The sequence below is a fragment of the Roseobacter sp. S87 genome (genome assembly GCF_055693285.1).
The window spans coordinates 54,229-67,812 of record NZ_JBVFTR010000005.1; the positions used below are offsets into that span (position 1 = coordinate 54,229).

Annotated in this window: 15 protein-coding genes and 1 pseudogene; 5 read left to right on the forward strand and 11 right to left on the reverse strand. The window is 59.4% G+C overall.

Annotation, left to right across the window (positions count from 1 at the left end; genetic code table 11):
* Nucleotides 1-16: 16 nt before the first annotated feature.
* Entirely contained in the window at nucleotides 17-1,408 is a 1,392-nt protein-coding gene (gene gabT, locus ACZ1HA_RS21090) for a 4-aminobutyrate--2-oxoglutarate transaminase (protein WP_472715403.1), read from the reverse strand.
* Nucleotides 1,409-1,600: 192 nt separating this feature from the next.
* On the opposite strand from gabT, the gene ACZ1HA_RS21095 reads away from it, so the two are divergent.
* Nucleotides 1,601-2,167, forward strand: a complete 567-nt coding sequence (locus tag ACZ1HA_RS21095; RefSeq protein ID WP_375227305.1) for a cupin domain-containing protein — start codon at nucleotides 1,601-1,603, stop codon at nucleotides 2,165-2,167.
* 204 nt (nucleotides 2,168-2,371) lie between these two features.
* Here ACZ1HA_RS21095 and ACZ1HA_RS21100 read toward each other — a convergent pair whose 3' ends face one another.
* From ACZ1HA_RS21100 to ACZ1HA_RS21110, 3 genes are read right to left on the reverse strand one after another with little or no spacing between them, the layout of a single operon-like run.
* On the reverse strand, nucleotides 2,372-4,096 hold the full coding sequence (locus tag ACZ1HA_RS21100; RefSeq protein ID WP_472715404.1) for a sensor histidine kinase: 1,725 nt from the start codon (nucleotides 4,094-4,096) through the stop codon (nucleotides 2,372-2,374).
* A gap of 2 nt (nucleotides 4,097-4,098) precedes the next feature.
* The gene (locus ACZ1HA_RS21105; protein WP_375227308.1) at nucleotides 4,099-4,656 is read right to left on the reverse strand and encodes an RNA polymerase sigma factor; all 558 of its coding nucleotides are present in this window, start codon (nucleotides 4,654-4,656) and stop codon (nucleotides 4,099-4,101) included.
* A complete protein-coding gene (locus ACZ1HA_RS21110; protein ID WP_375227309.1) occupies nucleotides 4,653-4,811 on the reverse strand; it encodes a NepR family anti-sigma factor in 159 nt (52 codons plus the stop codon). The genes ACZ1HA_RS21105 and ACZ1HA_RS21110 overlap by 4 nt, the downstream gene beginning before the upstream one ends.
* A gap of 108 nt (nucleotides 4,812-4,919) precedes the next feature.
* Here ACZ1HA_RS21110 and ACZ1HA_RS21115 point away from each other — a divergent pair, with 108 nt between their 5' ends.
* Together ACZ1HA_RS21115 and ACZ1HA_RS21120 are read left to right on the forward strand one after the other, a co-directional pair.
* Entirely contained in the window at nucleotides 4,920-5,729 is an 810-nt protein-coding gene (locus ACZ1HA_RS21115; protein ID WP_375227310.1) for a response regulator, read from the forward strand.
* A gap of 128 nt (nucleotides 5,730-5,857) precedes the next feature.
* Nucleotides 5,858-6,196: a hypothetical protein gene (locus ACZ1HA_RS21120; RefSeq protein ID WP_472715405.1), complete on the forward strand. Its 339-nt coding sequence runs from the start codon at nucleotides 5,858-5,860 to the stop codon at nucleotides 6,194-6,196.
* 40 nt (nucleotides 6,197-6,236) lie between these two features.
* Here ACZ1HA_RS21120 and ACZ1HA_RS21125 read toward each other — a convergent pair whose 3' ends face one another.
* From ACZ1HA_RS21125 to ACZ1HA_RS21140, 4 genes are all read right to left on the reverse strand, one after another.
* The gene (locus ACZ1HA_RS21125; protein ID WP_436399628.1) at nucleotides 6,237-6,734 is read right to left on the reverse strand and encodes a Dps family protein; all 498 of its coding nucleotides are present in this window, start codon (nucleotides 6,732-6,734) and stop codon (nucleotides 6,237-6,239) included.
* Nucleotides 6,735-6,814: 80 nt separating this feature from the next.
* Nucleotides 6,815-7,696 (reverse strand): YihY/virulence factor BrkB family protein, encoded by an 882-nt coding sequence (locus ACZ1HA_RS21130; protein WP_375227313.1) that lies wholly within the window; start codon nucleotides 7,694-7,696, stop codon nucleotides 6,815-6,817.
* A gap of 1 nt (nucleotide 7,697) precedes the next feature.
* Nucleotides 7,698-7,886, reverse strand: coding sequence for a PLD nuclease N-terminal domain-containing protein (locus tag ACZ1HA_RS21135; RefSeq protein ID WP_375227314.1), 189 nt, complete (start codon nucleotides 7,884-7,886; stop codon nucleotides 7,698-7,700).
* Between the two features lie 62 nt (nucleotides 7,887-7,948).
* Nucleotides 7,949-8,779, reverse strand: coding sequence for a formate/nitrite transporter family protein (locus ACZ1HA_RS21140; protein ID WP_436399627.1), 831 nt, complete (start codon nucleotides 8,777-8,779; stop codon nucleotides 7,949-7,951).
* A gap of 99 nt (nucleotides 8,780-8,878) precedes the next feature.
* Between ACZ1HA_RS21140 and ACZ1HA_RS21145 the strand changes: the two are divergent.
* Together ACZ1HA_RS21145 and ACZ1HA_RS21150 are read left to right on the forward strand one after the other, a co-directional pair.
* Nucleotides 8,879-10,134: pseudogene (locus ACZ1HA_RS21145) on the forward strand (aminotransferase class V-fold PLP-dependent enzyme).
* A 46-nt stretch (nucleotides 10,135-10,180) separates the two neighbouring features.
* Nucleotides 10,181-11,455, forward strand: a complete 1,275-nt coding sequence (locus tag ACZ1HA_RS21150) for an acetylornithine deacetylase/succinyl-diaminopimelate desuccinylase family protein (RefSeq protein ID WP_472715406.1) — start codon at nucleotides 10,181-10,183, stop codon at nucleotides 11,453-11,455.
* Nucleotides 11,456-11,464: 9 nt separating this feature from the next.
* Here the strand turns inward: ACZ1HA_RS21150 and ACZ1HA_RS21155 are convergent, their stop codons facing one another.
* From ACZ1HA_RS21155 to panB, 3 genes are all read right to left on the reverse strand, one after another.
* A complete protein-coding gene (locus tag ACZ1HA_RS21155) occupies nucleotides 11,465-11,806 on the reverse strand; it encodes a hypothetical protein (RefSeq protein ID WP_472715407.1) in 342 nt (113 codons plus the stop codon).
* Nucleotides 11,807-11,868: 62 nt separating this feature from the next.
* Nucleotides 11,869-12,726, reverse strand: coding sequence for a pantoate--beta-alanine ligase (gene panC / locus ACZ1HA_RS21160; RefSeq protein WP_472715408.1), 858 nt, complete (start codon nucleotides 12,724-12,726; stop codon nucleotides 11,869-11,871).
* Complete coding sequence (panB, locus tag ACZ1HA_RS21165) at nucleotides 12,723-13,562, reverse strand: 3-methyl-2-oxobutanoate hydroxymethyltransferase (protein WP_472715409.1); 840 nt, start codon at nucleotides 13,560-13,562, stop codon at nucleotides 12,723-12,725. The genes panC and panB overlap by 4 nt, the downstream gene beginning before the upstream one ends.
* Nucleotides 13,563-13,584: the final 22 nt, after the last annotated feature.

Below are 13,584 nucleotides of genomic sequence, written 5' to 3' on the forward strand. Positions count from 1 at the left end.
CCTATGAGGTTTGCGCTCAGGCGGATGTTTCCGCCACGGCGTCAGCCAGCGCCGCCTCAAAGATCGCGAGCCCCTCCTCGATGATCTCGTCAGATGCTGACAGCGGTACCATGATCCGCAGGGCATTACCATGCATACCGCAAGCCAGCAGGATCAGACCGCGCTTCAGCGCATGAGCACAAACCGATTTGACCAGAGCCGCATCAGGCGTAGCGCTGTCAAAGTCGGTCACGAACTCAACCGCCAGCATCGCGCCCAGACCCCGGATGTCCCACATCCGGTAGGGTGCGGTACGCGCGCCGATCTCTGCAAATCTCGCCCGGAAATGGTCACCGAGCTGGAGGGAGCGAGCCAGCAGCCCTTCGGTTTCCAGGGCCTCAATCGCCGCGAGCGCTGCGGCGCAGGCAACCGGGTTACCACCATAAGTGCCGCCCAGACCGCCCGGATCCATCGCGTCCATCACATCGGCGCGGCCAATCACGCCCGCAATCGGGTAACCGCCAGCCATGGACTTCGCCACCGTGATCAGGTCAGGCACCACACCAGAATGCTCGATTGCAAACATCGTTCCCGTCCGGCCAAAGCCAGCCTGGATCTCATCAGCGATCAGGAGGATACCATGTTCATCGCAGATCGCGCGCAGCTCACGCAGCATCTCGAAGGGTACAGGCGTATAGCCGCCCTCGCCCAGAACCGGCTCAATGATGATGGCTGCGACACGGTCCGGCTGTGCGTCTGTCAGGAACAGGTTTTTCAGACCGGTCAGCGCGTCCTGGACCGTAATTCCGTCCCGTACGGACGGGAACGGCGCACGGAACACATCCGCCGGGAAAGGACCCACGTCCTTTTTGTAGGGGCTGACCTTGCCGGTCATACCCAGCGTCAGCAGCGTACGGCCGTGATACCCGCCAGTGAACGCGATAACGCCAGGCCGGCCGGTTGCAGCGCGTGCAATCTTGACCGCGTTTTCCACAGCTTCGGCACCGGTGGTGACCAGAAGCGATTTTTTGGGCGCTTCACCAGGGGCCAGGGCATTGAGCTTTTCTGCCAGCGCCACATAGGGCTCGTAAGGCACCACCTGAAAGGAAGTATGTGTGTAGCGGTCTTCCTGCGCCTTGGCCGCCGCGATGACCGCGGGATGCCTGTGGCCTGTGTTCAGGACCGCAATACCACCGGCAAAGTCAATGTACCGCTTGCCTTCAACGTCCCAGAGTTCTGCGTTTTCCGCGCGGTCTGCAAAGACCGGCGCCGCCGAGGCCACGCCCCGCGGCACAGCCGCTTCGCGCCGTGCCAGAAGGTCAGCATTGGTCGGGTTTTCAGGAGAGGTTGCAACAACTTCGATCCTTGGTTTCTTGGCAGCGCGGGACTTGCGCGGCTTTTTGGCGGGGGTTTTGGCTGTTGTGGCCATCGGCGCATCCTTTGATTTCCCGGGTGTTTAAAATATCGATACTCCGTTTAATTTAGTTGTCAATCGCCATCTGCATCTGCGGGACTACCCGAATGTGACCTGTGCGCAGAATTGGTGTGACAACAGCCTGCACCGACGATATTCATTGCGGCACACTTGCTGCTTTGATGCTGTAAACAGGGAGTTTTATCGTTGGATATCGGGCATCGTCTCCGGGCCATCCGCAAACAACGCGGCCTGTCGCAGCGCGAGCTGGCGGCACGCGCGGGGCTGACAAACGGCACGATTTCTCTCATCGAAAAGAACCGGACGAGCCCGTCGGTTGCCTCGCTGAAAAGTCTGCTTGATGCGATTCCCATCTCAATGGCCGAGTTTTTCGCCACGATTGAGGACGCGGGACAAAGCAAATATTTCTACCGTGCGGACGAATTTACCGAGCTGGCACCCGGTGAGGGCGACGATACCGGACCCCGGCTGTTGTCACTCAGGATGCTGGGTGCAGCGCAGGATACCGCGCTGCAGGTCCTGCACGAGAGCTATGAGCCAGGTGCCGACACAGGCCCCGAGCTTCTCAGCCATGAGGCCGAAGAGGCGGGTGTTGTCATCCGCGGTCACATTGAGATCACTGTCGATGACGAGGTCAGCACGCTGGGGCCAGGCGATGGCTATCTGTTCAACAGCCGCCTGCCCCACCGGTTCCGGAATACCGGAGACGAAATCTGCGAAATCATCAGCGCCTGTACGCCGCCCAGCTTCTGAGAGGTTTTCAGTCCTCTTCGCTCTGGTCGGATTTTTGCCGGCGCGTGGTGACAAAAATAAAAAGTGCCACCAGCGTGAGGAAAGCAAGTCCGTAGAAAAACGGAATCTCTGCCATATCACGGTCTCCTTTTCCTGTTGCGTTCACGGCTCAACGCAAAGACCGCGTCAGAGTTCCGTCCCTGCGCAAGGGTTACCGCAACAAGGTTAATAATCCCGTACGATCGCTTCCCGCTGACGCACTGGGAAGCTCAGTTCCAGGATGTGGGTATTTTCTTCGAAGGAGACCTCAACGTGCCCGTTCAGCTGGCGCGCGAAGGCATTGATCAGTTGCGAACCCAACCCGGTCCCCTCTGATCCGTGTGCGCCCGACGTGCTGTTGGAAATCCTGAAAACCGCGGTTTCCCCGTCCCGGCGTTTGAGGGAAACGGAAAGCCTGGCAGGCGCGCCCGGCTCCGGCGGTCCGATGTATTTCATCGCATTGGTGACAGCCTCAGACACCAGAAGCGTCAGAGGCGCCGCGTCATCCGCGTCCATATGCACCGGATCGAAGTCGCGCGTCACTTCCACCCCGGACCCTGCCGGCAGGCCGACGACCAGAAGCTGCCCGACGATTTCGCTCAGCAGATGACCCGCATCTGCCCGGTCAAGCGCATCACTCTGGTAGAGGTTTTTGTGTACTGTCGCGAGGCTCAGGATACGTTCCTGCAACCGCCGAAGCACAAAGCGGGCATCCTCCGACTGCGCGCGCCGGATCTGCAGGTTCATGATCGAAGAGATCAGCTGGAGATTGTTCTTTACCCGGTGGTGCACTTCTTTAAGCAGAATGTTTTTGTCGCGGATGTTGTCTTCGAGAGCGGCCTCATCGCGGATGATGGATTCCGCCATTTTCACGAACGTGCCCTGAATTTCCTGGAGCTCTATGGGAACGTTGTCGCCCATGGTTTTACGCGGCAGCGCACGGTTGAACGCAAAGAGCCGCATCTGTCGCCCAAGTTTACTGATGTGACGTACCGCCAGGCGGTTCAGCGACCAGAATGCTACAACAAGGCTCGCCAGCCACATGAGAACAGGCAGAAAAAAGCTCAGCCGGCCCGTCTGGTTGGCACTCTGCAGGACATCCTCCTGCTGCCAGATGCTCATGGAATAGGCCACACCAGGGATAATCGGGACAACGGCATAGACACTTTTTGTGCCGCTCTGGTTCAGGTCTGAGAAAACCGTCGGCTTCTCGCCGACAAGTGCCGCGAGACTGCGGTTCCGCGGCAGGTTCAGCGCCGAGGACTTTTCACCCTGATCTGAGAGAAAAACCTCTCCTGCTGCATTGAAGATCACAAGATCAAATGGTGAAAGCGGTATCGGAGGCCCGACTGCGCGCTGAATCCGCGACGGCGGAATAGACAGGGTGATGTACCCGACAAACCGGTCATTGGTGTAGAACGGTTCAAGCAGCACAATGACCGGCTCGCCCGACAGCGGGCCCGTTTCATGCCGTGTGATTGTGCGCGCCGGTGCATCAGGCAGTGCCTGAAAAACCGGATCGTTGCTGAAATTGTGGCCCGATCCCGCAGACGAACACAGCGTCGCTCCGTCTGCTGATATCAGCCCGACGAGGGAAAACTGCGGCGCGACCTGCTGATATCTTTCCAGAAACCTGTTGCAGGTGCCCGGGTCGTCGATTGCGACGCGGATGACAGAGGCCAGAGCCTCAGCCGTGCCGAAAGCCTGCTGGATCGTTGTGCGTTCCGGTCCTGAAGACTGTTCCGTCAGGCCCAGCAGCGAAAGCTCGGCGTTACGCTCTGCCTGACGCGCAATTTCCTGGGTCTGAACAATAGCGATCAGCCCGAACGGCAGCAGCGCCAGGGTCAGAAACAGCAGAATACGGAACGCGAGACCACGAAACAGGTTCTCGCTCAGAAAGCCTCCGGTCATCGTCAGAAAGACGCGGCCTTTGATGCAGACAGCACCGACAGCGTCGCCTCATCCGTCAGCTCCAGCCGTTCGTCATCGTCAAGATGCATGAGTTCCGCCAAACGCTGGCGTGCCCGGTTGGTCCGGCTTTTGATTGTCCCAACGGCAACACCGCACATATCGGCGGCTTCCTCATAGGAGAAACCTGAGGCACCGACCAGCAGCAGCGCCTCGCGCTGTTCGTCGCTGAGCTGCGCAAAAGCATCGCGGAAATCCGTCATATGGAGCCGGCCATCATGCGCCGGCTTTTCCGCCAGATTGTCGGAATGTACCCCGTCAATATCCGCAACCTCACGACGTGTCTTGCGCCGCGACGAATAATACGTGTTACGCAGAATAGTGAAAAGCCAGGCCCGCATGTTCGTGCCCTGCTCGAACTTGTCGATGTTTGTCCAGGCCTTCACAACAGTGTCCTGAACCATGTCATCGGCAGTGGCACCATTGCGGGTCAGGCTGATCGCAAATGCGCGCATGGCCGGCAGATGTTCCACCAGTTCGTCCCTCGGATCCGGGCTGCTCATTTCTGCGCGCCCTTTGACTGATCCTGTTCCTTGAGCGCCTTCAGCAGGTCGGTGAACCGATCCGGTATACCTTCCTCGAGCGCTTCGTCGTATACACGTCTGAGATTTTCGTCGATGACGTTTTCGCGTTTGCGGCTGGGACCTGACCGGGTCATATAAGGGTGGCTCTCCTGGAAATTGAATCGCGGGGCTGCAATTAATACGGAACAAAACTCTTAACTCTGCGTTTGGTTCCGAGAAAAACCAAAAAAGGACTTCCCGGCATGACGGATGCTGCTGCACCTACAGATATCAGTGATCAACTGGGACAGATTTTACCCTATCTGCGCCGGTTCTCCCGCGCAATGACCGGCAGTCAGAGCAGCGGCGACCGTTTCGCGGCTGCGGCCCTCGAAGCAATCCTTGCGGATCGTTCCGTGCTCAGTGGTATGGAGGTGAAAACCGGCGTGTTCCGGGTGCTCTACCGGATCTGGGCCTCTGCCGGCGCACCTGTTGAGACCGGCGAAAACGGCCTGAAGGCGCGCGCGCAGAAACATCTCGCCCGCCTCACCGAGGACAGCCGCGAAGCACTGCTGCTGCACACCATCGAGGGGTTCGGCTTTGGCGAGATTGCACAGATTCTGGACGTGTCACAGGGTGAGGCCGAAGAGCTTGTGAAAATCGCCCGGCGTGAGATGGCAGATGTGGTTTCCGGCGCGGTGATGATCATCGAAGACGAAGCGATCATCGCGATGGATCTCGAAAGCATCGTGTCCGACATGGGCCACCGTGTGACGGGCGTGGCCCGGACCCGCGACGAAGCAGCAGCCCTTGGCGCGCAGGAAACACCCGATCTGATCCTTGCTGATATCCAGCTGGCCGATAATTCGTCCGGCATTGATGCGGTAAATGATCTGATCAGCAGCCTCGGTGACCGGCCAGTGATCTTTATTACCGCCTTCCCCGAACGCCTTCTGACCGGCGAGAAGCATGAGCCCGCTTTCCTGATCTCAAAACCCTATACCGAAGATCAGGTGGTTTCTGCCGTCAGTCAGGCGATGTTCTTTTCCAGCACCGAAACGCTGCATTCCTGATCCCGGATGCGGACATGGCGCGCGCCTGTCCGGGCGCGTACCACAATCCGACCACATTCATGCCTGTTTTGGCTGGTTAACCCTTTCTTCAGAGCTTCCCGTCAGGGTGCTGAAGCAGAGGTTTGACCATGGCAGCAGCACGTATCAGAAGATTTACTCGCCGCATTCTGTCGGTGACCGCGCTTGCGACGATTGCGATGGTGTTGCCAGCGGTGTCATCCGTACCCGCGCACAAAGTGGAGTTCCGCATGGCTCCGGTTGTCGAAGTCGCACAGATTCCCGGTGCAGGCATATCCGACCGTTTCATCACGATCCGGATCGATGGCGCACAACACAGGCTTCGGACATCCGGCCGCGACATGTTTCTCGCCCCCGGAAACGCAGCCTGCGTCTCAAAGCGGACACTGCTGCGTGAGCACAAAATCATCTACTCGCTGAAGCCTGACGAAAACTGCGCTCGGCTCTGAAAAAAGCCCCGCACAAGGCGGGGCTTTTCTGTTGGTGAGATCAGCTTTTTGAGACAGCCCGCAGCATCCAGGCCGCCTTCTCATGGAACGTAGCCCGCGCAACTGCCATATCTTCGGTCACTGGGTCACCATGCTCGTCCGCAATGCGGATCAGCGCATGCAACCGGTGCGCCACACGCTCGTGATCGGCCGCAAGGTCCTGGCACATCTCGCCCGCCGACAGCGCCGTGTCATTGTCCTGAATGACCGAGTTCGACACGATGGATGACAGCGAGGACGGGGCAAGCTGGCCCAGAGAGCGGATACGTTCCGCAATCTCATCGGCGGCTTTAAACATATCTTCGTACTGTTCTTCGGTCAGATTGTGCACGGCGAAAAACATCGGACCTTCAACGTTCCAATGCACGGCGTGTGTCTTGAAGATGAGCCGGTATGTATCCGCAAGCATATTCTCCAGACCCTGCGCCATCGCTTCGGTGTCACGGACACCGGTGCTGATTTCGCTTGTTTCGGGCACAACGTTCAGTGCGCTTGTCATATCGTTCTCCTTCTTTCTGCTTCACCGGACCAACCGGCAGGACCGGGTTCAGGTTCCGAAAAAATCAGGGAAAACGCGCGCTATTCTGTCGCAACCGCCTCGGCGGCATCCGTCACCGGCAGGTTCCGGCGCAGTTCAAGCTCGGCATTCAGCGCCGCACCCAGAAGCACAAGAAAAGTGCTGATCCAGAGCCAGACCAGCATCGCAACCACCGCACCGATGGACCCGTAAACTTCGTTGTAGTTGCCGAAATGGGAGACATAGAACGAAAAGGCGACGGACAGCGCCGCCCAGGAAATGACCGAGAACACCGCCCCCGGCGTGACCCATCCGATGGGGATGCCCGAGCGGTTCGGCCCAAAGCGGTACAGCAGACCGATACCGGCAAAAATGACCACAATCGCGATGGTCCAGCGCAGAACCTCAAGCGCGATGCCTGCTATCGTGCCCAGTGGCAGAAACGCGAGCACTACGGGCACCACAACGACCATCAAAAGCGCCGTCACTCCGACGAGAACAAGGCTGACGGTCAGAAAGAGCGCTCTGATATAGTGCCGCCACGTCGCCCGTCCCTGTTTGCCGTACACCGCGTTGAGCCCCTGCATCACGGCGCCCACGCCTGCGCGCGCGGACCAGAGAGCAAGAAAAAGCGAAACACCACCGGCCCAGCCAAGGGTGTCAGAACTGGCGCTGACCAGCCCCACGATCTGGGTGTTCAGGATCTGGTAGACGTCCGCCGGCATCAGCCCGCTGAATTCTTCGAGCTGAACGATCACAACAGCCGGGTCAGCGATAAGACTGAGAACCGCAATCAGCGCTGCAAGCGCGGGGAAAAGGGAGAGCATCGAAAAGAATGCAACCCCGGCCGCGATCAGGCCGAGGTTGTTTTTGCCAATCTGGCGGAAGGCCGCAACAGACGCTGCGCGATAGGTCGCAAATGGATACCGCAGCGGTGCAATCATATCAGATGCGGGCCGCCGACGCGCGCGGTCCGGCGAAGAACCAGATGATAAAGCCGATAAGCGGCAGAATGAGCACCAGAAGGGTCCAAATCACTTTGCTTCCTGTGGTTGTCGTCGATCCGACAATCGAGATGATAGCCCAAACGTTCAGAACGAGAAGGACAAAGCCACCAATTCCTGCATATTCCATCTTAATTCTCCTTTGTTGCTTCAACGGTAAAACGCCCGAACGGCATCAGGGTTCCGAAAAACTCAGGTTGCGGGCAGTTCATCACGCACCTGACCCCACGCCATGAGCGTAAAAATCACAGTGCCGCCGATGATGTTCCCGGCCAGAACAGGCAGGAAGAATTCCGTGACTGCAGGCACTGCTGACAGGTCACCCTTCAGCATCAGCACGGCCATCTCCACAGATCCTGCGACGATGTGGGTAAAGTCACCAGCCGCGATCAGCCACGTGAAGGCAAGGATCAGCAGAAACCCCTGCCCATCCGCCTGCGGCAGCATCCATACAAGCAGAGCGACGATCAGACCCGCAGGAATGGCGCGCCAGAACCCCTGAGAGGCACCCATACCCGTCGCATGGTGCGACAGGTCCACAATCGACGCCATAATGTCCGCCGGGATTGCCGGAGTGAAAACAAAAAGGCCCGCGATCGCAAAAGCGCCGATCACATTTGCAGCCAGGACAGTGCCCCAGAGACGCAGCATGGCGAGCAGCGAGCGCCAGCTCCGTGCCACCATGACCGGCAGAACCGTTGTGATAGTATTTTCCGTAAAAAGCTGCATCCGGCCGAGGATCACCGCCATAAACCCGAGAGAATACCCCATATTCTCAATCAGATATGACGAGGGTGCATCCGGCAGATAGGTGCGGAAGATCGCCTCGCCAAGCACCGACAGGCTGATCAGAACACCCGCCGCAATGCCGGACCAGACCAGCGACCGCCAGGGTCGGGCCATTTCTTCCTCGCCGTCGCGCCGGATGATCTCCCAGATCAGCCGCGATGCAATCGGGCTTGCCTCCTGCACCGTTGTTTCATCATTTTTTGCCTCCGTCCGGGCGGACGTCCTGCGTGTCATTATGTACTCCTTCCGCGCCGGTTGCTGTCCGGCGCTGCTTGACTTTCAACGTGCCGGGGTCACAAAGGGTTCCGGAACAGATTCAAGGGATCTTTGCGCATGACTGCATTTGCTGCTGAGCTGATGACCGGGATCCGCAGCCGGTTTGCCCATGTCGAAAGCTGTCCGTTTCAGGGTCCGCGCATCTTTTTTGAGAACGCCGGCGGCGCGCTCACGCTGAACACAGCGGTTGAGACATCTGCAAAATTCGCAGCCATTCCCGATAACCAGGGGCGCGATAATCCGGCAGCACATGCGCTGGTGGATATCATCGCCAGGGCCAGAGCGGATATGGCGGTCTTCTTCAACGCCCCGGGCGGGCAGTTTTTCGTGGGCGAAAGTGGCACCGAACTGACATTCAGGCTGATCCGGACGGCCGTGATGGGCGCCCCCCGGGCGGCGTGGTGATCGGATCAAGTGTTGAGCATCCCGCCTCCCGTTCGGCCGCGCGGCACTGGGCGGAGATGTCCGGCAAGCCCTATGTGTCGGTGCAGCACGATGATGCAACAGGTGCTGTCAGTCCGGATGCCTATGCCGCGCTGATGACCCCGGATGTGCGCGTCGCGACCATCCTGCACACCTCGCCGGTGACAGGTATCGCCAATGATGTGGCCGGGATCACCGCTGCCATCCGAGCGGTCGCCCCTGACGCATTCATTTTTGTGGACGGCATCCAGCATGCAAGCCACGGACGGATCGACATCGCCTCTTATGACATCGACGGTTACGTCGTCTCGCCCTACAAGGTTTTCTCAAGACATGGGTACGGTGTCGCCTGGGTCTCGGACAGAATGACCGCGCTGCCGCTGGAACAGCTGGACAACGGACCTGTCACGAACTGGGAAATGGGCACGCGCGATACCGGTGCTTATGCGACGTTTTCAGATGTGGTCGCCTATTTTGACTGGCTTGGCACCCAGCACAGCGACAGTGACGACGCCAGAACAAGGATCGAGGCGGCCGGTGCCGCCATTCACGCGCATGAAAAGGCACTGACCGATGCCATGCTGCACGGTACCGGAAACCTGCCCGGGCTGGCGGAACTGGAGGGCGTGACCATCATCGGCGGCCCGGACAATTCCGCGCGCGAAGGCCTTGTGTGTTTCGCTCTGGATCACGTGCCTGCCGCGGACATCGTGCGCCAGCTGAACGAGCAGGGGATCCGCACCCATATCCGAAAGGCAGACCATTACTCAGGGAATATTCTTACCCCGCTTGGTCTTGAAGCCGCGGTGCGGGTTTCGATGTGCCACTACAATACACTGGAAGAAGTCAGCGCCCTGCTGGCCGCAATGAAAGAGATTGCTGCCCCCTGACGCGTGCGCTCTTGCCTTTCCGTACGGGTCCTCTGAAACTGCGGAAATGACAACACCCCTTGCACGCGCTGTCGCCGCCCGACGCGATGATCTGATTGATCTGACCCGGAACCTGATCCGCATCCCGACGCTCAACCCGCCGGGGCAGGATTACCGTCTGATCTGTGAGTTTCTCGACAAAAGGCTGAAAAAGAGCGGGTTTGAGACGCAGCTTCTGCGCGCCACCGGCACACCAGGGGATAGCGACAGATACCCACGCTGGAACATTGTGGCCCGCCGGTCCGGGGCGCACGCAGGCGACTGCGTACATTTCAACAGCCATACCGATGTGGTCGAGGTTGGACGCGGCTGGAACTTTGATCCGTTTGGTGGCGAGGTCTCAGACGGGCGCATTTACGGGCGCGGTGCCTGCGACATGAAGGGCGGGCTGGCAGCCTCCATCATCGCGGCAGAGGCGTTTATTGAGGTCCATCCCGACTATGCCGGTCACATTGAGATTTCGGGAACCGCCGACGAGGAATCCGGCGGATATGGCGGCGTCGCCTGGCTTGCGGAGAAGGGGTACTTCGACCCCGCACGGGTTCAGCACGTGGTGATCCCTGAGCCGCTGAACAAAGACCGTATCTGCCTGGGGCACCGTGGCGGCTGGTGGGCTGAAATCGAGACGAAGGGCGAGATCGCCCATGGCTCAATGCCCTTTCTGGGCGACTGCGCGGTCCGGCACATGGGTGCTGTACTGGCCGAATTCGAAGACAAGCTTTTCCCCGCCATGGCCGCCCGTCACACCGATATGCCCGTCGTACCCGAAGGCGCGCGCCAGTCGACCATGAACATCAATTCCATTCATGGCGGCCAGCCCGAGCAGGACCCGGACTTCACAGGACTGCCGGCCCATTGTGTGCCGGACAGCTGCCGGATTGTGATCGACCGCCGTTTTCTGGTGGAAGAGACGCTTGATCAGGTCCGCGACGAGGTCACAGCATTGCTCGAAGGGCTGAAAGCGACGCGGGCTGAGTTTGACTATGAGCTCACCGAGCTGAATTCGGTTCTGCCCAGTATGACAGACCGTGACGCGCCGGTGGTACAGACCGTTGCGCGCGCTATCGAGGACGTGATGGGAAAAGCACCGGAATACGTGGCCTCGCCCGGCACCTATGACCAGAAACACATCGACCGGATCGGCCGGCTGAAAAACTGCATCGCCTACGGTCCGGGCATTCTGGAACTGGCCCACAAACCGGACGAATGGGTCGGCATTGACGATATGATCGACAGCGCCTGCGTCATGGGGCGTGCACTGGAAACGCTGCTCACAGAATAATTCGCCGACTCAGCGTACTCTGACTTTGATGTTTTCACCGGCAACTTCGATGGTTTCCCTGCCCTTCCTGCGGGCCGTGAAAATAATCTCGACTGCCGGTGTCCAGCCGCCGCACCGGCGGCTTTTCGTGACGCCCCATTTTCCGATGCTGAGAACACCAAGCTTCGTATCCCTGGTCCGGTTTTTATCAACTTTGGCGGGACGCTTGCCGCATTCCCCCCGGTATCCGTGAACGATCATCGATTGACCGACCTGCAAATCTACAGATTTGTGAAACGGAATACGGTTGTTGGTATCAGCACCGGCGGCCGCTGCAAAAAGAAGAAAAGCGCAAAAAATCCAGCGAAACATAATAAACCTCTGAAAAAATGTGACTCAACTATACAAAGTCGGGCAGAGCTTTCAAAGAACAGTCACGCCGGCCTTTCAGGTACATCAATATTGTCGATCAGACGCACACCCGCCAGCCAGGCGGCTGCAAACAGCCGCGCAGGTTCACGCGGGCGCTCCAGCAAGCGCAGACCGGCACAGGAACGCAACTCAAAATAATCCACGTCCGTGAACCCTGCCGCTTCGAGTTCGGACACCGCGCGCGCCTGCAGCGCGCCAAAGCTCGCCCCCTGCCCCAGTGCCTCTGCGGTTTCTTCCATCACTTCGGCGAGCCGCGGTGCCCTGATGCGGGCCCGGTCGCTGAGCAGCAGGTTGCGTGATGACATTGCCAGCCCGTCCTCCTCGCGGATGGTCGGGCACCCGATTACCTCAATGGGAATATCGAGGTCGCGCGCCATGCGCTTTACCACCATCAGCTGCTGAAAATCCTTCTCCCCGAAAAAGGCCTTGTCCGCCGAGGTCTGGGTAAAAAGCTTGGTGACCACCGTGGCCACGCCATCAAAATGTCCGGGACGGTGCGCGCCACACAGGACATCCGTCATACCACCAACTGAGACATTCGTCGCGAAGCCTGCGGGATAAATCTGATCGACACCCGGCGCATAAACCACGTCCACGGCAAACCGTTCCAGTTTGCGGGCGTCTTCCTCTTCGGTGCGCGGATAATTATCGAGATCAGAAGCCTGATTGAACTGTTTGGGGTTCACAAAGATGGTCACGATCACGCGGTCACAGGCGGCTTTCGCTGCTGCCACGAGGCTCAGGTGTCCGTCGTGCAGCGCGCCCATTGTGGGTACGACACCGATGATTTCACCCGCCCTGTGCCACCCACGGGTCGCAGCACGCAGCTCATCAAGATGGCGCAGAATGCGTACACTCATGAACCGGCCCTCTTCTCCGGCTGTTCGTCCGCAAACACATGTTCCGGGCCCGGGAACCGGCGCGCGCGCACGTCTTCAGCATAGGCGGCAATGGCCGCAGCACCCGCCTCTCCCAGTGTCGCATAGCGCTTGACGAACTTCGCCCGGAACGCTGTGAACAGGCCCAGCATGTCATCCACAACCAGGATCTGCCCGTCGCAACCGGCCGAAGCGCCGATACCAATTGTCGGGATCGCGACATCCGCCGTGATCCGGTCAGCCAGCGTCTGCGGCACTTTCTCCAGCACGACAGCAAATGCGCCGGCGGCGGCAACAGCGCGGGCGTCAGCCATGATAAGATCGGCCTGCTCCCCGCGACCCTGTACTGTGTAGCCGCCCAGCGTATTGATGGACTGCGGTGTCAGCCCGATGTGGGCCATGACCGGAATGCCACGCTGCACCAGAAATTCAATTGTCGGGGCCATATGCTGCCCGCCTTCCAGCTTCACAGCGCCCGCACCCGTCTCGCGCATCAGCCGGGCCGCGCTCGCGAACGCCTGCTGGGGGCTTTCCTCATAGCTGCCAAAGGGCATGTCGATGACCATCATCGCCGACGAAAGACCGCGCGCCACTGCACGACCGTGCAGGATCATCATGTCCATCGTGACCTCCAGCGTCGACGGCAGCCCGTGCAGCACCATCCCGACACTGTCGCCCACCAGAACAAAGTCGCAGTGCGCATCCATCATCTGCGCCATAGGCGTCGTGTAGGCCGTCAGACTGACCAGCGGCCTGCCTCCCTTCTGCGCCCTGATGTCCGCTGGCATCGGCGCTTTTTTCCGGGCAGTTGCACTCATGATCCGCACTCCACTGGTTCGT